General features: G+C 67.2%; 15 protein-coding genes and 1 pseudogene. 13 read left to right on the forward strand and 3 right to left on the reverse strand.

Annotated features, from left to right (window positions below):
- From HMPREF3014_RS05060 to HMPREF3014_RS05075, 4 genes and pseudogenes are all read left to right on the forward strand, one after another.
- A pseudogene (locus HMPREF3014_RS05060) lies at positions 1-456 on the forward strand (type VI secretion system tip protein VgrG); the annotation flags it as partial.
- A gap of 49 nt (positions 457-505) precedes the next feature.
- Complete coding sequence (gene tse5 / locus HMPREF3014_RS05065) at positions 506-4,459, forward strand: type VI secretion system effector Tse5 (protein WP_023087235.1); 3,954 nt, start codon at positions 506-508, stop codon at positions 4,457-4,459.
- On the forward strand, positions 4,456-4,647 hold the full coding sequence (locus HMPREF3014_RS05070; protein ID WP_003090543.1) for a hypothetical protein: 192 nt from the start codon (positions 4,456-4,458) through the stop codon (positions 4,645-4,647). The genes tse5 and HMPREF3014_RS05070 overlap by 4 nt, the downstream gene beginning before the upstream one ends.
- A gap of 162 nt (positions 4,648-4,809) precedes the next feature.
- Positions 4,810-5,772, forward strand: a complete 963-nt coding sequence (locus HMPREF3014_RS05075) for a threo-3-hydroxy-L-aspartate ammonia-lyase (RefSeq protein WP_003090528.1) — start codon at positions 4,810-4,812, stop codon at positions 5,770-5,772.
- A gap of 7 nt (positions 5,773-5,779) precedes the next feature.
- Here HMPREF3014_RS05075 and HMPREF3014_RS05080 read toward each other — a convergent pair whose 3' ends face one another.
- From HMPREF3014_RS05080 to HMPREF3014_RS05090, 3 genes are all read right to left on the reverse strand, one after another.
- Entirely contained in the window at positions 5,780-7,021 is a 1,242-nt protein-coding gene (locus tag HMPREF3014_RS05080) for a dienelactone hydrolase family protein (protein ID WP_003113399.1), read from the reverse strand.
- Between the two features lie 182 nt (positions 7,022-7,203).
- On the reverse strand, positions 7,204-8,133 hold the full coding sequence (locus HMPREF3014_RS05085; protein ID WP_023087236.1) for a LysR family transcriptional regulator: 930 nt from the start codon (positions 8,131-8,133) through the stop codon (positions 7,204-7,206).
- Between the two features lie 22 nt (positions 8,134-8,155).
- Positions 8,156-9,130 (reverse strand): quinone oxidoreductase family protein, encoded by a 975-nt coding sequence (locus tag HMPREF3014_RS05090; RefSeq protein WP_003097735.1) that lies wholly within the window; start codon positions 9,128-9,130, stop codon positions 8,156-8,158.
- A gap of 225 nt (positions 9,131-9,355) precedes the next feature.
- Between HMPREF3014_RS05090 and HMPREF3014_RS05095 the strand changes: the two genes are divergently transcribed.
- From HMPREF3014_RS05095 to HMPREF3014_RS05135, 9 genes are all read left to right on the forward strand, one after another.
- Positions 9,356-10,108, forward strand: a complete 753-nt coding sequence (locus HMPREF3014_RS05095; protein ID WP_003160456.1) for a class I SAM-dependent methyltransferase — start codon at positions 9,356-9,358, stop codon at positions 10,106-10,108.
- A 589-nt stretch (positions 10,109-10,697) separates the two neighbouring features.
- Positions 10,698-11,501 (forward strand): ABC transporter permease, encoded by an 804-nt coding sequence (locus tag HMPREF3014_RS05100; protein WP_003097732.1) that lies wholly within the window; start codon positions 10,698-10,700, stop codon positions 11,499-11,501.
- Complete coding sequence (locus HMPREF3014_RS05105; RefSeq protein ID WP_003122595.1) at positions 11,491-13,218, forward strand: GspE/PulE family protein; 1,728 nt, start codon at positions 11,491-11,493, stop codon at positions 13,216-13,218. The genes HMPREF3014_RS05100 and HMPREF3014_RS05105 overlap by 11 nt, the downstream gene beginning before the upstream one ends.
- Before the next feature lie 4 nt (positions 13,219-13,222).
- Positions 13,223-14,410, forward strand: a complete 1,188-nt coding sequence (locus tag HMPREF3014_RS05110; RefSeq protein ID WP_003097729.1) for a type II secretion system F family protein — start codon at positions 13,223-13,225, stop codon at positions 14,408-14,410.
- A 53-nt stretch (positions 14,411-14,463) separates the two neighbouring features.
- Positions 14,464-14,898, forward strand: a complete 435-nt coding sequence (gene gspG, locus HMPREF3014_RS05115; RefSeq protein WP_003110089.1) for a type II secretion system major pseudopilin GspG — start codon at positions 14,464-14,466, stop codon at positions 14,896-14,898.
- Positions 14,867-15,277, forward strand: a complete 411-nt coding sequence (locus tag HMPREF3014_RS05120) for a prepilin-type N-terminal cleavage/methylation domain-containing protein (protein ID WP_003097723.1) — start codon at positions 14,867-14,869, stop codon at positions 15,275-15,277. Before gspG ends, HMPREF3014_RS05120 begins: the two co-directional genes overlap by 32 nt.
- Positions 15,277-15,702: a PulJ/GspJ family protein gene (locus HMPREF3014_RS05125; RefSeq protein ID WP_003097721.1), complete on the forward strand. Its 426-nt coding sequence runs from the start codon at positions 15,277-15,279 to the stop codon at positions 15,700-15,702. Before HMPREF3014_RS05120 ends, HMPREF3014_RS05125 begins: the two co-directional genes overlap by 1 nt.
- A complete protein-coding gene (locus tag HMPREF3014_RS05130) occupies positions 15,699-16,289 on the forward strand; it encodes a PulJ/GspJ family protein (RefSeq protein ID WP_016852732.1) in 591 nt (196 codons plus the stop codon). The genes HMPREF3014_RS05125 and HMPREF3014_RS05130 overlap by 4 nt, the downstream gene beginning before the upstream one ends.
- Positions 16,279-17,358 (forward strand): type II secretion system minor pseudopilin, encoded by a 1,080-nt coding sequence (locus tag HMPREF3014_RS05135; RefSeq protein ID WP_023087237.1) that lies wholly within the window; start codon positions 16,279-16,281, stop codon positions 17,356-17,358. Before HMPREF3014_RS05130 ends, HMPREF3014_RS05135 begins: the two co-directional genes overlap by 11 nt.
- Positions 17,359-17,726 lie beyond the last annotated feature (368 nt).

Raw genomic sequence — 17,726 nt, forward strand, 5'->3', positions numbered from 1 at the left:
CGCACCGAGACCGTGGACAACAACGAGACCATCACCGTGCATGCCAACCGCAGCAAGACGGTCGACCGCAACGAGACGGTCAGGATCGGCATGAACAAGACGGAAACCATCCTCATGGCCTCGTTGCAGAACGTCGGCATGGGGCGCATGGAAAACGTCGGGCTCGGCTACAGCCTGAACGTCGGCATGATGATGAACACCGTGGTCGGGCTGAACCAGAGCACCCAGGTGATGAAGAAGAAGACCTTGTCGGTGGGCGATAGCTACGAAGTGAGCGTGGGCGGCAGCGACGATGGCTCTAAGATCACCCTGGACGGTCAGAGCATCACCCTCGGCAGCCAGCGCATCGAGCTGACCGCCGACCGCGAGATCCTCTTGCGCTGCGGCCAGAGCACGATCCGCCTGACGCCGGGGGAGATCGAGATCCTCTCGCCCAATGTCGATATCAACTGTTGAGCGGCGGGCGGATGTCCTGTCGCGGCTTTTCCCAAGGAAGGATGGATAGATGAGCGGCCTACCGGTTTCCCATGTCGGCGAGAAAGTCTCGGGAGGGGTTATCTCCACCGGCTCGCCCACCGTGCACGTCGGCAGCAGCGCGGTCGGCCTGGCCGACCGGGTGTCCGCCTGCGTGCCGTTGGTGGGCAAGCCGGTCAACCCGATGCTCGGCAGCAAGCTGCTGCCGGAAGAGGTCGATTTCGCCCTGGCGGCGCCGGACACCTTCACCTTCGCCCGTGGCTACCTGTCGAGCAACCCCCGTATCGGCCGGCTCGGCCGGGGCTGGTGGCTGCCGGGCGAGAGCATGCACCTGGAACTGAGCGAAGACGCCTGCGTGCTGGTCGACGCCCAGGGCCGCCGGATCGGCTTTCCTGCGCTGGCTCCCGGCGCCCAGCATTATTCCGGCAGCGAGGAGCTGTGGCTGCGCCGCGGCGGTTCGAGCGGCGGCGAAGCGCAGGCCTGGCGCGGGCGCTGGGCGGCGGTGCCGGCCGAACTGCAGACGCAGGAGGGCTCCGTGCTGGTGCTGTCCGGCCACAGCTACCTGCATTTCCAGCGTTGCCCCGACGGTATCTGGCGCCTGCAGGCCAGCTTCGGCCGCGCCGGCTACCGCACCGAGTTCCGCTGGAGCGGACGTGGCCTGCTCACCGGCGTGCGCGACAGCGCCGGGCGCAGCTATGCGCTGGTCTACCAGCAAGCCTGCGAGCCGAGCGAGGGCGACGACGGCCTGCGTCTGTTCGGCGTGATCCTGGCCAGCCACGACGGACCGCCTCCGGACTACATCGATCCGCAGAGCCCGGGGCTCGACTGGCTGGTGCGCTACCAGTTCAGCGACAGCGGCGATCTGATCGCCGTGCGCGACCGTCTTGGCCAGGTGGTCCGGGTATTCGCCTGGCGCGAGCACATGCTGGTCGCCCACGGCGAACCGGGCGGGCTGGAGGTTCGCTACGAGTGGGATGTCCATGCTCCGCACGGGCGGGTCGTGAAGCAGATCGAGGCGGGCGGCCTGACCCGTACCTTCCGCTACCTGCGCGATGCCACCGAGGTCAGCGACAGCCTCGGCCGCGTCGAACGCTACGAGTTCGCCGGCGAGGGCGGGCAGCGGCGCTGGACCGCGCTGGTCAGGGCCGACGGCAGCCGTAGCGAGTTCGACTACGACCTGTTCGGCCGCCTGGTCGCCATGCGCGATCCGCTGGGACGGGAGACGCGGCGCCGGCGCGATGGCCAGGGGCGGATGCTCGAGGAGGAGTCGCCGGGCAAGGCGCGCTATCGCAAGCGCGTCGACGAAGAGACCGGGCTGCTGGTCGAGCTGGAGGACGCGATGCAGCGCCGCTGGACCTTCGAGCGCGACGAACGGGGCAATGCGACGACGGTGCGCGGCCCGGCCGGCAGCACCCGCTACGCCTACGAAGACCCGCGCCTGCCCGACCGGCCGACGCGAATCGTCGACCCGCGCGGCGGCGAGCGGCGCCTGGAGTGGAACCGCTTCGGCCTGTTGGCCGCGTTGACCGATTGTTCCGGCCAGGTCTGGCGTTACGACTACGACAACGAAGGACGTTTGGTCGCCAGCAGCGACCCGCTGGGACAACTGACCCGGCGCCGCTACGACCCGCTGGGGCAACTGATCGGCCTGGAATTGGCCGACGGCAGCGCCCTGAGCTATGAATACGACGCCCTTGGGCGGCAGACCCGTATCGCCGATGCCGAGGGGCACGCCACGCTGTTTTCCTGGGGGCACGGCGATCTGCTGGCGCGGGTTTCCGACGCCGGCGGCGGCGAATTGTCCTACCTGCACGACGAAGCCGGCAGGCTGGTCGCCCTGACCAACGAGAACGGCGTCCAGGCGCAGTTCCGCTACGACCTGCTGGACCGTCTGGTGGAAGAGACCGGCTTCGACGGTCGTCGCCAACGCTATCGCTACAACGCCGCTGACGAACTGATCGCCCGCGAGGATGCCGACGGTCGCGAGACCACCTATGCCTACGACCGCGACGGCCGCCTGGCGAGCATCCGGGTTCCCGCCACCGAGCACGCACCGGCCCTGGTCGAGCGTTACCGCTGGTTGGCCGACGGCCGCCTGGCCAGCGCCGGCGGGGCGGATTGCGAGGTGCGCTACACGTACGACGAGGTCGGTAACCTGCGCCTGGAAAGCCAGGTACATGCCGACGGTTGGGTCTACAGCGTCGAGCACAGCCACGACGCGCTAGGCGTGCGCCAGACCAGCCGCTACGGCGACGCGCCGCCGGTCGCCTGGCTGACCTATGGCCCGGGTCATCTGCACGGCGCGCTGGTCGGTGCGGTCGAGCTGGCCTTCGAGCGCGATGCCCTGCACCGTGAGGTGCGTCGCGACGCCCGCCGCGACGGGCAGGATGACGCGTTGTTCACCCAGGAGCGCCAGCACGCGCCGCTGGGACGCCTGCAGCGCAGCCGCCTGCGTCTGGCCGGCGGTTTCGACTGGCAGCGCGGCTATCGCTACGACGGACTTGGACAACTGGTCGGCATCGACGACAACCAGTATCCGTCGGTGCGCTACGAATACGACCTCGGCGGTCGCCTGCTGGCCAGCCGGCGCGCTGGCGCGGCGGCCAGCACCTACCGCTACGATGCCGCCGGCAACCGCCTGGAGGGCGTCGGCGAGTACGCGCGCGAGGACGCTCGCCAGGCATTCGCCGAGAACGAACTGTACCGCTCCGGTTTCAGTCGCTCCGAGGCGCGCGCGAGCCAGGCCGGCGAAGGCCCGGCGCGCTGGGCCGGCAACCGCGTGGAGAGGATCGCCGGCAACCGCTATCGCTTCGATGCGCTGGGCAACCTGGTCGAGCGTATCGGCGCCGACGGCGAGCGCCTGCGCCTGGCCTACGACGGCGCGCAGCGCCTGGTCCATCTGACGCGCGATTACGCCGACGGCACGCGGCTGGAGGCGCGCTACCGCTACGACGCGCTGTCGCGACGGATCGCCAAGGTGGTGCTGCGCGACGGTGTCGAGCAGCAGGTGCGCTTCGGTTGGGACGGCGATCGCCAATGCGCCGAAGCCTTTGCGCGGGAACTGCGCACCACCGTTCACGAACCGGGCGGTTTCGTCCCGTTGCTGCGCCTGGAGCAGGCCTGCGAGCCCGATCCCCCGGAGCTGCTGCAACTGCGCCAGGCGTTCGCCGCCGAAGGCCAGCCGCTGCCGGCGCAATGCGTGCCGGCGCTGGGCGAGGCGCGGATCGCTTTCTTCCACACCGATCACCTCGGTACCCCCCTGCAGCTGAGCGACGAACGTGGCCAACTGCGTTGGCAGGGCGTTCCGGACGACTGGCGGGCGGTAGCGCCGGAACGACAGCCGGGTGCGCAGCCGATCCGCTTCCAGGGGCAGTACCACGATGAGGAAAGCGGCCTCTACTACAACCGCTACCGTTACTACCTGCCGGAAGCCGGGCGCTATGCCAGCCAGGACCCGCTCGGCCTGGGCGGTGGCCCCAACCCCTATGCCTACGCGCTGAACGCGCCCACGCTGGCCTACGATCCCACCGGCCTGATCATCCCGCTGGTGGTGATCGGCGCCTTCGCCGCCCGCGCCGCGATCGGAGCGGCGCTGGGCGCCGGCATCGAGCTGGGGATGCAGACCGGCAAGCAGGTGCTGGGGCAGATGAAGGACAACTGGGACAGCGATCGCGACCTCACCGATATCAAGTGGAAGTGCATCGACATCAACTGGAAACACGTCGGCGCCTCGGCGGCCATCGGCACCGTGGCGCCGGGCATGCTCAGCACCGGCAAGACCGTGGTGCAGTCCGCCAAGGCGATCAGGACCCTTTCCGGACAGGCGGCCAACACCGCCAACCGCGCGGCCAAGCTGGCCGCGCGCAAGGCCGCCCATGCCGATACCATCAAGAAGGCCGTGGCCACCCAGGCCGCCTGGCAGACGGGCAAGCAGATCGTCAAATGCCCACTGAAGGACGAAGAAGAGGAGTGTCCGCCGCAATGATCAAGCATTACCTGCTGATGACCCTCGTCTGCATACCGCTGGCGTTGCTCTACGTCTGCCTGGAATGGTTCTTCGGCAACACCTGGGTGACCGTCGGGGTGTTCTTCGGCGTGCTCGTCGTGCTGCGCCTCGGGCTCTACCTCTACCGCCGCTCGAAGGGCATCAGGGACGGCTACCTGGACGAGTGAGGCCGACCCGGCATCGCGGAGCATCGACCCATGCAGGGCCTCTTCGTCAATGGCTCCGCCAGTCTTCCGCCGCCGATGCTGTCGCGCAGGCGCTGCTGGCGGCGTTCGCCTGGTAACCTGGCGACCTGCCTGTCTTCTTTGCCAAGGTCCGAGGAGCCGACCATGCACGACCTGCCTACCTACGACGATGTGATCGCCGCCGCCGCGCGGATCGCCGGGCATGCCAACCGCACGCCGGTGATGTCCTCGCGTACCCTTGACGAAGAACTCGGCGCGGAAGTCTTCTTCAAATGCGAAAACCTGCAGCGCATGGGAGCGTTCAAGTTCCGCGGCGCCTTCAACGCGCTGTCGCGGTTTTCCGCCGAGCAGCGTGCCGCCGGGGTGGTGGCGTTCTCCTCCGGCAACCACGCCCAGGCCATCGCCCTCTCGGCGCGCTTGCTGGGGATCCCGGCGACCATCGTGATGCCGGCCGACGCGCCGGCGGTGAAGATCGAGGCGACCCGTGGCTACGGCGGGCAGGTAGTGCTCTATGACCGCTATACGGAAGATCGCGAGCAGATCGGCCGCGACCTGGCGCAGCGCCATGGCCTGACCCTGATCCCGCCCTACGATCACCCCGACGTGCTGGCCGGGCAGGGCACCGCGGCCAAGGAACTGTTCGAAGAAGTCGGTCCGCTGGACGCCTTCTTCGCGCCCCTCGGCGGCGGCGGCTTGCTCTCCGGCTGCGCCCTGGCGATCCGCGCGCTGGCGCCGGCCTGCCGGATCTACGGGGTGGAGCCGGAGGCCGGCAACGATGGCCAGCGTTCGCTGCGCAGCGGCGCCATCGTGCATATCGATACGCCGCAGACCCTCGCCGATGGCGCCCAGACCCAGCATTTGGGCAATCTCACCTTCCCGCTGATCCAGCGCAACGTCGATGACATCCTCACCGCCAGCGACGCCGAACTGGTGGATGGCATGCGCTTCCTCGCCGCGCGGATGAAGCTGCTGGTCGAGCCCACCGGTTGCCTCGGCCTGGCCGCCGCCCGCCAGCGCAAGGACGAATTGCGCGGCAAGCGGGTCGGGATCCTGCTCAGCGGCGGTAACGTCGACCTGGCGCGTTTCTGCGCCTTGCTCGGCGGCTAGCCGGCCGCTAGAGGCCGAGTCCTTCGCTGGCTGCCCAGCGCGCCATCAGGCGGTTCGACGGCAGGCTTTCGTCGAGCAGCTTGCGCGCGCTTTCCACCCCCGCGACCGGCAGGCCCTGCGGGTCGAGCAGGCCGATCTGCACCAGCACGCCGGCCTGGTCCCAATAGATGTGCTCGTGGTAAAGGCGGTCGCCGCGAAAGCGCACCACGCCGAGCATGGGGATTTCCACGAAGCGCCCGGTGGGTGGGACGCCGGGCAGCAGCCAGTCGATCTCGCAGCTGTGGGTGAAGCGCATGACGAACTCGTCGACCACCTGCAGCGCCCCCACCGTCCGCGAAATCGGCGTGAGGGTCATGTCCGGCGGGTTGCCGTGGATGAAGTGATGGCGGTAGAAGCGGCTCAGTTCGCGCTGGCCGACGCCGCCGGTGAGGGTCGGGACATGGTTGACGTAGGGCTCGGCGACCATGGTCGCCATGGTCGCGGCTACGTCGCGGGTATCGAACTCGTGGCGCACATGCTCGTCCCACAGCGCGGAGAGGTCGAAGTTCGGCCCGATCTCCCGCTTCAGGGCGGCGATGCTGCGTTCGTGAGCCATCAGGTAGGCCGGTTTGTCGAAGTGCATGCCGCCGACGCGGGCGAAGGCGTGATCGACGCCGGGGTAGAGGTACAACTCGGTCTTGGGCAGGTTGCGCAGGCAGGGCAGGATCGCGTCGCGGGCCTGCTGCGGGCAGTAGGCGTCCTGTTCGGCGAAATGCAGCACCAGCCGGCCCTTGATCTGTTTCGCCTCGTCGAGCAGCGCCTCGATGCCCATGCCGTAGTAGCCCACCGAGCAGGAGACGTCGGTGCGCGTCGCGGCGAGGTAGGCCAGCTTGCCGCCCATGCAGAAGCCGACGAAGCCGATCCCGGCGTGGACCACCTCCTCGCGTTGGCGCAGGTGCTCGATACAGGCGGCGATGTCGTCCACCGCGGCGTCCAGGTCGATGCGCTGGAACAGCTCGATGGCCTTGGCGAAGGCCGCTTCGTCGTAGCCCAGGTCGACCCCCGGCTGCAGCCGCCAGAACAGGTCGGGGACCAGGGCCACGTAGCCCTCTTCGGCGTACAGGTCGGCCACCGCGCGCATGTTCGCGTTGACGCCGAAGATTTCCTGACCGATCACCACGCCCGGCCCCTTGCCGCTGGCGGGGAGCGCGAGATACGCGTCGAACCGGCCGCTGCCGTCGGACGCGGCGATGCTGACGTACTGTCCCATGCCTGGATTCCTCATCGGGTTGTTGTTGGAGTGGGAAAACGGGAAAGCGAAGCGAACCAGCCTAGTAGGAACCGGTCGGCGGGTCATTGGCTATCCGCATGCTGGCGGGAGGGTATCCGGATTGTCCGGGAGCGAGGGGCGGGAGGCGGCGCGCTCCTCGGCGAGCCGCTCGCGGATACCGCTCAGGCCCGCTGGCGCTGCCAGGGCGGGCCAGCGGCGAACCGCGCTTCCACCCATTGGCGGAACGCGCTGGCCGCCGCCGTGGCGTAGCGCGCCGAGGGGCGCACCAGGTAGACGCCGGCGTCGGCGTCCAGTTGCCACTCCGGCAGCACCCGTACCAGCCTGCCGGCTTCGAGGTCGCGGCTCATCAGCCACTCGCCGGCGGCGAAGATGCCCAGGCCCTGGCGTGCGGCGCAGAGCAGGGCTTCGTTGTCGTTGCTGACCATCGAGCCGCGTACCCGCACGGGCCGCTGTTCGTCCTGGCGGGTCAGCTTCCATTCCGGGTACGAGTGCAGTCCGCTGAAGCCGAGGCAGTTGTGTGCCGCCAGGTCGGCCGGGATACGCGGTACCCCATGCCGCTCCAGGTAGTCGGGAGCGGCACCGAGGATGCGCCGATGGGCGCACAGCCGCCTGGCCACCAGGCGGCTGTCGGCCAGTTCGCCGACCCGGATCGCGAGGTCGAAGCCTTCCGCGATGATGTCGACGAAGCGCTCCGAATAGTCGGTTTCCAGCACCACCTGCGGATGCGCCAGGGCGAACTCCGCCAGCAGCGGACCGAGCCAGAGCCGGCCCATCGCCGACGGCAGGGCGATGCGCAGGCGTCCGCGCAGTTGCGCGGCGCCCAGGCTGGCTTCGTGCTCGGCCTCGTCGAGCAGGTCGACGGCCTGGCGGAAGCGGCTCGCCAGGCGCTCGCCTTCATCGGTGAAGCGCAGTTGCCGGGTGGTGCGTTCGACCAGGCGGATGCCGAGGCGACGCTCCAGTGCGCCGAGCCGCTTCGAGAGCACCGAGGGATGTCGTTGCAGGGCGCGGCCGGCGGCGGCGAACGAACCGTGCTCGGCCAGGGCCAGGAGCGTGGCGACTTCATCGGCCTGCCGGCTGTCGAACGGTTGCATGCATGCGCCTCTTGCGAGTGGGTCAGGGCAAGAGTACCAGCGCGCCTTGCGAGCGTCCCTCCAGCAGATCGGTATGCGCCACGGCCGCCTCGGCCAGCGGGTAGCGCCGCCAGACCCGGGGCTGGATGACACCGTCTGCATGGGCGCGCAGCACAGCCTGCGCGCGTAGCCGGTATTCCTCCGGGTTGGCGGTGTGGGCGGCGAGCGAGGGACGGGTGAGGAACAGCGAACCCTTGGCGTTGAGGGTGGCGACTTCGACGGCTGGCGGCACGCCGGAGGTAGCGCCGAAGGACACCAGCAGGCCGCGCGGACGCAAGCTGTTCAGGGATGCCTCAAAGGTAGCGCGACCGATGGGGTCGTAGACCACATCGACCTTGCGCCCGGCGGTCAGCTCGGCGACCTGGGCGGCGAGACTGGCCGCGTCGAACACCAGCACCTCGTCGCAGCCGGCAGCCCTGGCCCGCTCGACGCTTTCCGCCTTCGACACCACGCCGATCACCCAGGCGCCCAGGTGCCGGGCCCAGGCCGCCATCAACTGGCCGACGGCGCCCGCCGCGCCGTACAGCAGGATGCGTGTGCCGGGCCCGACGGGGTAGGTGGCGTGCAGCAGGTAGTGCGCGGTGATGCCCTTGAACAGCAGCGCCGCCGCGTCCTCGAAAGCGAGTGTGTCGGGCAGCTTCAGCAAGCGCTCGGCGGGGTAGAGCCGGGCGCTGGCATAGGCGCCCAGCGGGCCGGTGGCATAGGCGACGCGGTCGCCCGGCGCCAGTCCGGAGACTCCCGGACCCAGCGCGGCGACCACTCCGGCGCCTTCCAGGCCGAGGCCGGACGGCAGCGGAATCGGTACCGCTCCCGAGCGCTGGCCGAGGTCCAGCGGATTGACGCCGATGGCGGCCTGCTCCAGCCAGACCTCGCCGGGGCCCGGTTGCTGCGCCTGGACTTGCTCCAGGCGCAGGACCTCGGGGCCTCCGTTTGCGTTGAGGGTGATGCGACTGGGCATGGCGGTCTCCTTGGCTGCGTTCGTCGTTCCGGCAGTCTAATGAAGCATCCGGGGATGACCAGGTAGGTTCTTTGCAGTTTATTGCTGCACCGCATGCAGTAGTGAGACGGTGCTCCAAGGTGACCGAAAGTCGTGTTTCCGTATCGACAGGATTCGCCTAGTGTAAGGCGGCAGCCTGGACGGCCATGGTCCCTGTGGTCGCCGGGATCATTTCGGGAGAGTCCCATGACGGCACCTTTCAAGGATCATTTCTCCACGGGTTCGGCGAACTACGCCGCACATCGTCCGACCTACCCGGCGCAGTTGGTCGACGAGCTGGCCGCGCTCTGCCCCGGCACCCGCCTGGCCCTGGACTGCGGCTGCGGCACCGGACAGCTCACGGTGCTGTTGGCCGAGCGTTTCGAACGGGTGGTCGGTACCGACGCCAGCGCCGCGCAGATCGACAAGGCGCAGGCTCGCGAGCGGGTCGAGTATCGCGTGGCCCTGGCCGAGGACAGCGGACTGGCGGCGGCCAGCGCCGACCTGGTGACGGTCGCCCAGGCCGCCCACTGGCTGGACCTGCCGCGCTTCTACGAGGAAGTCCGGCGTGTGGCCCGCGCGGACGCCATCCTGGCCCTGGTTACCTATGGCGTATTGCATGTCGACGGACCCATGGAACCGCTGGTCCAGCACTTCTACCACCAGGTCGTCGGCCCCTACTGGCCTGCCGAGCGGCGCCACGTGGAGGAGGGCTACCGCAGTCTGCCGTTCCCCTTCGAGGAGCGTCGCCTGCCGGACCTGGCCATCGAGGTGGCCTGGACCCTGGACGAACTGCTGGGCTATGTCGGTACCTGGTCGGCGGTGAAGGAGGCCGGCAAGGCCCTTGGCCAGGATCCGGGCGCCGCGTTCGTCGATGAGCTGCGCGAAGCCTGGGGCGACCCGCAGACGCGCTATCGGGTCAGTTGGCCGCTGACGGTGCGCGCCGGGGTGATCCGCTGAGCCATCGGACGCAATCCGAAACTCAACCATGACGGCGGGGAGAGCGCCGATCGCGTCCGCCTGCCGTCTACGCAGGTCGCTGCAACCCCCTGGCAGCCGCGGCGTCGCTTGAGCGCGGGCAGGGGGCAGGTGGTGCGCCGAGTCGTATTCGTCGAACTCGCCATGCCGCCCCAGGCCGGGTCGGCGTGCAGGTTGCCAGTCCCTGGCGTACGGGGCGCTCAGTGCGTGCTTTCGTTTCACTGAGCGAGGTTTTCCAGCGCTATGAAGAAATCGCCCCGATTGCAGGATGAGTCTTGCTTTCGTCCCGGTTTCCCTGCCGCTGGCTGCTGAATCGAGGGTGCACTCCGCGCAGTCCGGCCCCTCACCTTGAGAGCCGTTGCCATTGTCGGGGTTACCCACGTGCTTTCCAGCAGGTACGGAGCCGATGGGAGATCGAGTTGGCGAGAGTGCCGGCTTGCTCCGGCCTTCTGAAGGCTCTTCTTGAATCAGAAAAACCTTACGCCAGAAGTAGTGGGGGCTGATGGCCCCGCTCGCTTCGATCCTTCATGGTTAGCGGGTTCTGTTCTTCTTCGCCGTGGAGAGTTTTTCTGTGAGTGGTTCCCTCTTGGTACCGGCCAGTCTCGCCAGTCGCATCAGGCTCCTGCTGGTCATGACCCGGCGCGAGGTCGAACTGCGTTATCGCGACGCCATGTTGGGCCGCATCTGGATCATCGTCTCGCCGTTCCTGCTCTTGCTGATCTATACGTTTGTCTTCGGCTTCGTGCTGAAGTCGCGCTGGGGCGGAAGCCAGAGCACGCTTTCCTTCGCCTTGACCCTGTTTTCCGGACTCCTGCTGAACGGGATCCTCGCTGAAAGCCTGTCCAGGGCCCCGACTATCATCCAGGCCAACGCCAACTACGTGAAGAAGCTGGTTTTTCCCCTGGAGATACTCCCCCTCACACCGCTGCTGGCCGCTTTCTTCAACGCCATGCTCGGCTACCTGGTGCTCTGTATCTTTCTTCTCTTCAGCGGCGTCGAGCCGGGCTGGCAACTGGTCCTGCTACCGCTTGCCCTGCTCCCCTTCCTGCTCTGCGTGACGGGGCTGGCGTGGTTCCTCGCGGGGCTCGGCGTCTATGTTCGCGACATAGGGCAGTTCGTCCAGTTTCTCCTGGTGCTTCTGCTATTCATCAGCCCGGTGTTCTATCCGCTGTCTTCCTTGCCACCGGTAATGCAGCCCTACCTGTACCTCAATCCGCTGACGATCCCGGTGGAAATGGTCAGGGCGATCCTTTTCGATGCTCCCTATCCGACCCTTGGGGTCTTCAGCGTTTATTGCGTTGCGTCGCTGCTGGTCTGTTCATCGGGCTTCCTCTGGTTCCGTCGGGTACAGGAAGGTTTTGCAGATGTCCTCTGAGGCCGTTTCCCCGGGCCCGCAGATGACGGCCGAGTGGATACCGCTGGGGCAGCGTTTGCTCGAACGCGGGTTGGTGAGCGGCCAGGAACTCGAGCGGGCGCTCGACCTGCAACGCCGGCTTGGCGGCCGTCTGGGAGGCATTCTCGTGCGTTCCGGAGCCATCTCGGAAAATACCCTCATGCAGGTGCTGGCGGAGCAACTGCGGTTGCCGCTGGTGGGGGACGACCTGCGGAAGCCGAGCGAAGAGTCCATCGCCGCATTCCTGCTCAGTACCCCGATCAATACCGACTGGTTCGTCGAAGAGCAACTGGTGGTCTGGGAGGAGGGCGAGCAACTGCTGTTCGCGGCGCGTGATCCGTTATCTCCTTCGATACGCGAAACCCTGGGCTATTTCTATCCGGAGCGCTCGATTCAAGCAGTGCTGTGCCGCTCCCAGGATCTGGACGGCTGGTTGGAGCACTCCCTGGACCTGGCCCGGCAAGGTGCGGATCGGCACGCCTACGGCAGCGAAGACATCCGCTACCTGCGGGAGTTGGCGGAGGAGGCGCCGGTAGTCGAACTCGTCAACAACGTGATGAGCCAGGCCATGGAAAAGCGTTCTTCGGATATTCACATCGAACCCCGGGAGTTCGACTTCCGTATCCGCTTCCGCGTCGACGGCGTCCTGCACGACCAACTGAGCCTTCCCCGCGAGCGATTCGCGGCGGTCGTCTCGCGGATCAAGCTGATCTCCGCCATCGACATCGCGGAGCGACGGTTGCCGCAGGATGGACGCATGAGCATCCGGGTCAGCGGTACGGAGCTCGACGTGCGGGTCTCCACCTTGCCAGGGGTGCATGGCGAATCGGTGGTCATGCGCCTGTTGCCGAAGGAGCGCGAGGGGTTGCGCCTGGACCGGCTCGGGATGCTCCCGGACCACTTGCGGAGGATGCGTGCATGGGTAGCGGAACCCCACGGCATCATCCTGGTGACCGGCCCCACCGGATCGGGCAAGTCCACCACGCTCTATGGCGCGCTGGAGGAAATCAATGATGGCGTGCGCAAGCTCATCAGCGTGGAAGATCCCGTGGAATACCAGGTGCCCAACATCACCCAGGTCCAGGTCCATGCCGACATCGGCCTGACCTTCGCTGCCGCCTTGCGCTCGATCCTGCGGCAGGATCCCGATGTGATCATGATCGGGGAGATACGCGACCTGGAGACGGCGGAGATCGCCGTACAGTCCTCGCTCACCGGTCACCTGGTGCTTTCGACCCTGCATACCAACGATGCGGTGAGCGCCTTCACGCGTTTGATCGACATGGGCGTGGAACCCTTCCTGGTGGCTTCGCCGGTGCGCGGTGTCCAGGCCCAGCGACTGGTGCGCAGGTTGTGCGCCCACTGCGCGGAACCTTGCGAGCCAACCCTTGCTGCGGCCGATCTGGCAGCGACCCAGGCGGCCACCGCGCGGCTGTTCCCGGGGCAGGCAGCGCAATGGCGCGTGGCGCGAGGCTGCGGCCGCTGCGAAGGTACCGGCTACAGCGGCCGTGTGGGCATCTACGAACTCGTCGATCTGTCTTCCGAGATGCGCGACCTGATCGTGCAGAGAGCTTCCCTCGAACAGATGCATCGGCTTGCCGCCAGCCAGGGACAGCGCAATCTGCGTGAAGATGGCTTGATCAAGGCCTGGTTGGGTATGACCAGTCTTGACGAGGTGCATCGCGTGACCAGCGGCTAAGCCCATGAATTTCATCTACCAGGCCGTCGATCGCAAGGGCAGGCGCGTTCGTGGCGAACTCTGCCTCCCAACGCGCCAGGATGCGCTGCGGCAGTTGCAGCGCCAGGGGCTCACCCCGCTCAGCCTGGAGGTGAAACGCCGCAACCTGGGCTCGCGACGTCGGCTCAAGGCCGAGGAATTGAACATGGCCATCCACGAGCTGGCCACCATGCTCGCGGCGGGAGTGAGCATGGCCGACGCGGTGGAGGCTCAGGAGCGAGGCGCGCGCCACCCGAAGTTGATTACCGCCCTGCAGGCGATGGCCAATGGCCTGCGCCAGGGGCAATCCTTTCCCGTGGTGCTGGAGAGCGCCGGCCTCGACCTGCCGCGCTATGTATATCAACTGGTGGCGGCCGGCGAGATGACCGGAAACCTCGCAGGAGCCCTGAGGGACTGTGCCACGCAGATGGAATACGAACGGCGAACCCGCGCCGAGTTGCAAGGGGCGCTGATCTACCCTGCGATTCTGGTGCTCAGCGGGGTGCTCGCCGTGGCGACCCTGTTCGTCTTCGTCGTTCCGAAATTCGCCAATCTCCTGAACGAGACTGCCCAGCTCCCGTGGCTTGCCTGGGCAGTGCTGAGCATCGGGGTATGGAGCAACGAGAGTTCCGGCTTGCTGGCGTTCGCCGTCCTGCTGCTTGCTGGCGGCATCGCCGTGGCGCTGCGCAATCCGGCGCTCCGCGCCCATGCGCTCGACCAGTTGGTGCGCCTGCCCGTAGTCGGGGAATGGTTGATGCAGGCGGAAATAGCGCAATGGTCGAAGGTGCTTGGAACCCTGCTGGGAAATCGTGTGCCGCTGGTGGAGGCCCTGCTGCTTTCCGCCGCTGGCGTCCGCATTGCCCGGCAGCGCCGGACCCTGGAGCGAGTCACCCAGGATGTGCGGGCCGGCATCGCCTTGTCGGCAGCGTTGGAGGAGCGCCAGGCGGTCACGTCCATCGGTTCGAGCCTGGTGCGGGTTGGAGAGGCCTCCGGGCAGCTCGCGGAGATGCTGCAGAGCCTGGCGACGCTCTATGGAGAGGCCGGGCAGGCGCGAATGAAAAAGGCCCTGGTACTGATCGAGCCTTTGGCGATCCTGCTGATCGGCTCTGTGTTCGGCCTGATCATTACCGGCGTGGTACTGGCGATTACCAGCGCCAACGACATGGTGCTTTGAATGCCGGGTATCGATGCCGCGGCTGGTTGGATGAGACGTGAAGTGGAAACCGTATGAACAGAGCTGCACAACAGGGCTTCACCCTGCTCGAGATGATTGTGGTGTTGGTGATTATCGGCATGCTGATGGGGCTCGTCGGGCCGCGACTGTTCAATCAGGCCGACAAGGCGAAGGCGCAGACGGCGGATACCCAGGTGAAGATGCTCAAGGGCGCGTTGCTCACCATGCGCCTGGACATCGGCCGGCTGCCGACCGAAGAAGAAGGCCTGGCGCTACTCAACACGCCGCCTTCCGATGAACGTCTCGGGGCCTTCTGGCACGGGCCCTACCTCGAGGGCGGCGTACCGCTGGACCCCTGGAACCGGCCTTACCTGTACAGCGACAGGCCGAGTGCCGAACAACCCTTCACTCTCTACAGTCAGGGCGCGGATGGGCAGCCCGGTGGGAAAGGCCTGGATGCCGATGTCGGTTACGCGCCCAAACGTTGACCAGGCCGCGTTCACCTTGCTCGAACTGCTGGTGGTGCTGGTGATCGTCGGGGCCATTGCTGCGGTGGCGTTGCCCGGCCTGGTGAGGATGCAGGAGACCTGGGCGCGCAGGACCGCGCTGGACGATCTGTTCAATCAATTGCAGACCTTGGGCTATCGCGTGCGCAGCGATGGGCGGGAGCTGCTCATTGGTGAGAGCGGGGCGGTTCCCGAGCAGTTGCTGCGACTGCCCGATGGCTGGACGGTTACTGCTCGGCCGCCGATACGTTACATGGCAAACGGAGTTTGCCTGGGCGGAAAGTTGCAGGTCCATCATGGGCGCGCGACACATACGCTGCTGCTTCAGCCCCCCCTCTGCGCGCCCGGGACGATCCGCTGATGCCGGCGCGGCAGGAAGGCTTCACGCTCCTGGAGGCGGTGGTTGCGCTGACGCTCCTGGCAGTGGTCGGCGGTGCGCTTTTCGCCTGGCTCAACAGTGCCTTTCGGAGCATGCAGCGGGTCGAGGCGGCCGAGCTGCGCATCGAGACGGCTTGGGTGGCGATGGCCTATCTGGAGCGCATGAACCCTGCGCTCGAACCCGCAGGCAGGGTCCGGCTGGGGCATTACCGGCTGGAGTGGCGAAGTTCGCCGCTGTCCGCGTCGAAAGCGGCGGTGGGCCGCCATAGCGGCAGTCCGGGCATCTACGACGTGACCTTGTTCAGGGTCGTCGCCAGCATCCGGGCCGGCGATGGAACGCCGCAGACGCTGCAACTGGAGCTTCCCGGATACGTGGTCATCCCAGCGCGACTGGGTGATGGACCATGATCCGCTCGCGACGAAAACAGGGTGCATTCACCCTGCTCGAGATGATCGTGGTGCTGCTGGTCGTTTCCTTCATCGGCACGTTGCTCATGCAAGGGTTGAGCTATGCCAGCAAGGCCAACCAGTCCTTGCACCAGAGCCTGGGGCGCGGACAGGTCCGGGCGCTGACCTTCGATTGGTTCCGTGATGCGGTGGAGAACCTGGTCGCTCCCGAGGCTGGCGAGGTCCGCTGGCGTCTGCGAGGGGACGAGCTCAGTTTCGAGGCCATGTCTGCCGCGGCCCTGGATCGCCGTGCGGGCATCCCGACGCCCTTGGCCTTCCGGCTTGAGCGGCGGGCAGGAGAGGACCGGACCGAGTTGATCTATGTGCGAAGGCTGGAGGACAGTCGCTGGCCCCTCCTGCATCTGCGCGGCGAAGCTCGCTTCCGCTATCTGGACGGTCACGGCCAGTGGCACCGGGACTGGCCGCCGAGCGCGCAACTGGCCGATACCCTTCCCGAGGCGATGGCACTGACGGCTCCCGAGGAGCGCCTGTTTGTCCTTGTCGCGGTCGCGCTGCCCAGAGCGAGGCCCGCCGAACATGATTTCTGATGGCGCATGCCGACATGCGGCGTCTGCCCGCTCGTCTGGCTTCGTTCTGGTCGGAGTGGTCTGGTTCCTGGCCATCATGACCCTGCTGGCCAGTGCCGCTGTACTCTGGGTCGGGCGCTCGCTGGATGCCACGGAAAACCGGCGCAAGGCGCTGCTTCGTGAGCTGGAGGAGCATGCCTTGCTGGCGCGGGTCCAATGGCTGGTGGCTACCCAGCGCTATACCGTCGCGGGCCTGAGCGTACCGGGAAATGCTGGCGCCGCGCCGAGCAAGGTGGACATGGACACTTCGATCCTGCCCATTGGCGGGGAGCTGCCTCTGGATGGCCGGGAGTTCTGCATGGCCAATGGCTGGTGCATTGCGCTGCTCGATCGCTCCGCGCGCCTCAGTCTTTCCGGCATCGATCCGCGGGTACTGTCCAGGCTGCTGGCGGGGTTGGGGGTTCCCGCCGAGCAGGTGCAGGTCATGGTCGCCCAATGGTTCAGCTATCTCTATCCCGGCGCCGCTCCACGACTGGGTAGCGCCGCGCAAGCCAGCGACAGGTCCTCTCCGGGCCAGGCCCGGCGCCGTCCGTTGCGCTCGGTGATGGAAGTCTTCCGGCTGGAGGCCTGGCGCCCCTGGGAAGCGCATTTGCTCGACGCCGGTTGGCGCGATCTGGTTGCGGCGGACGAGGCGGCGCTGAACATCAACACCGCGGATGCCCGAATCCTGTCTCTTGCCTGGGGACTACCGGAGGACGCTGTCGGCCGACTGCTGCAAGCCCGCTGGCAGCGTCCGTTCACCCGGATGTCGGACCTGCATGACCTCCTCGGGGGTCATGCGAGGCTGGTTCCCGAGGATGGCTGGGCGCGCCTGGCCAGTCCGGCCCTGTCGATTCGGCTCTACCCGCCAGGAGCCGAGCAGGGGACGGAATACGAGGTCCGCTTCAACTCAGAGCACCGCCTGCTGCCACCCTGGCAGCTTCTCTCGAAGAGGTCCGTGAAGATAAATGATCGCTACTCGAATCCTCCGCTGCATCCCGATATCGCCCCCGGGGTTCTTGCCGCCCCGCTTGTGGCAAGGCCGTGGTAAGGATGGCCGGGCGCAGCTTGAGTGGGTACGTAGAGGTACAGGGTTGGCGCGGCGCGCCCCAGCGCAGTGGATCGTGGATCGGGCGTGGTGTGTCTATCGCTGTCTCGATCTCAATCATGTGCCGCGCTCTGACCGGTATCAGGCACTGGCGTTGAAGCTTGCCGCCCTGGCGCCTTTTCGCCGCGCAGGCCATTACGTAGCCTGGCGGGGTGGCCATGCTCTGGTCTGGTTCTGGGATGAGGAGGTCCGGGAGGCCGTTGCCGAAGACTGCGTCGACCAACCTCGGCGTTATCGCTGTATCCCCGAATCCCTCCTGCAGGCTCCCCCTCGGTCGGTCGCGGAAGGCGAGACGGTTCGGCTGCTTCGGG

This window comes from Pseudomonas sp. HMSC065H01, from assembly GCF_001815235.1.
Taxonomy (GTDB): Bacteria; Pseudomonadota; Gammaproteobacteria; order Pseudomonadales; family Pseudomonadaceae; genus Pseudomonas; species Pseudomonas aeruginosa.

What these genes read in the sequence shown, in the direction of transcription:
- tse5 (WP_023087235.1), top strand. Translation starts at nt 506, where the DNA reads ATGAGCGGCCTACCGGTTTCCCATGTCGGCGAGAAAGTCTCGGGAGGG.
- HMPREF3014_RS05070 (WP_003090543.1), top strand. Translation starts at nt 4,456, where the DNA reads ATGATCAAGCATTACCTGCTGATGACCCTCGTCTGCATACCGCTGGCG.
- HMPREF3014_RS05075 (WP_003090528.1), top strand. Translation starts at nt 4,810, where the DNA reads ATGCACGACCTGCCTACCTACGACGATGTGATCGCCGCCGCCGCGCGG.
- HMPREF3014_RS05080 (WP_003113399.1), bottom strand. Translation starts at nt 7,021, where the DNA reads ATGGGACAGTACGTCAGCATCGCCGCGTCCGACGGCAGCGGCCGGTTC.
- HMPREF3014_RS05085 (WP_023087236.1), bottom strand. Translation starts at nt 8,133, where the DNA reads ATGCAACCGTTCGACAGCCGGCAGGCCGATGAAGTCGCCACGCTCCTG.
- HMPREF3014_RS05090 (WP_003097735.1), bottom strand. Translation starts at nt 9,130, where the DNA reads ATGCCCAGTCGCATCACCCTCAACGCAAACGGAGGCCCCGAGGTCCTG.
- HMPREF3014_RS05095 (WP_003160456.1), top strand. Translation starts at nt 9,356, where the DNA reads ATGACGGCACCTTTCAAGGATCATTTCTCCACGGGTTCGGCGAACTAC.
- HMPREF3014_RS05105 (WP_003122595.1), top strand. Translation starts at nt 11,491, where the DNA reads ATGTCCTCTGAGGCCGTTTCCCCGGGCCCGCAGATGACGGCCGAGTGG.
- HMPREF3014_RS05110 (WP_003097729.1), top strand. Translation starts at nt 13,223, where the DNA reads ATGAATTTCATCTACCAGGCCGTCGATCGCAAGGGCAGGCGCGTTCGT.
- gspG (WP_003110089.1), top strand. Translation starts at nt 14,464, where the DNA reads ATGAACAGAGCTGCACAACAGGGCTTCACCCTGCTCGAGATGATTGTG.
- HMPREF3014_RS05120 (WP_003097723.1), top strand. Translation starts at nt 14,867, where the DNA reads ATGCCGATGTCGGTTACGCGCCCAAACGTTGACCAGGCCGCGTTCACC.
- HMPREF3014_RS05125 (WP_003097721.1), top strand. Translation starts at nt 15,277, where the DNA reads ATGCCGGCGCGGCAGGAAGGCTTCACGCTCCTGGAGGCGGTGGTTGCG.
- HMPREF3014_RS05130 (WP_016852732.1), top strand. Translation starts at nt 15,699, where the DNA reads ATGATCCGCTCGCGACGAAAACAGGGTGCATTCACCCTGCTCGAGATG.
- HMPREF3014_RS05135 (WP_023087237.1), top strand. Translation starts at nt 16,279, where the DNA reads ATGATTTCTGATGGCGCATGCCGACATGCGGCGTCTGCCCGCTCGTCT.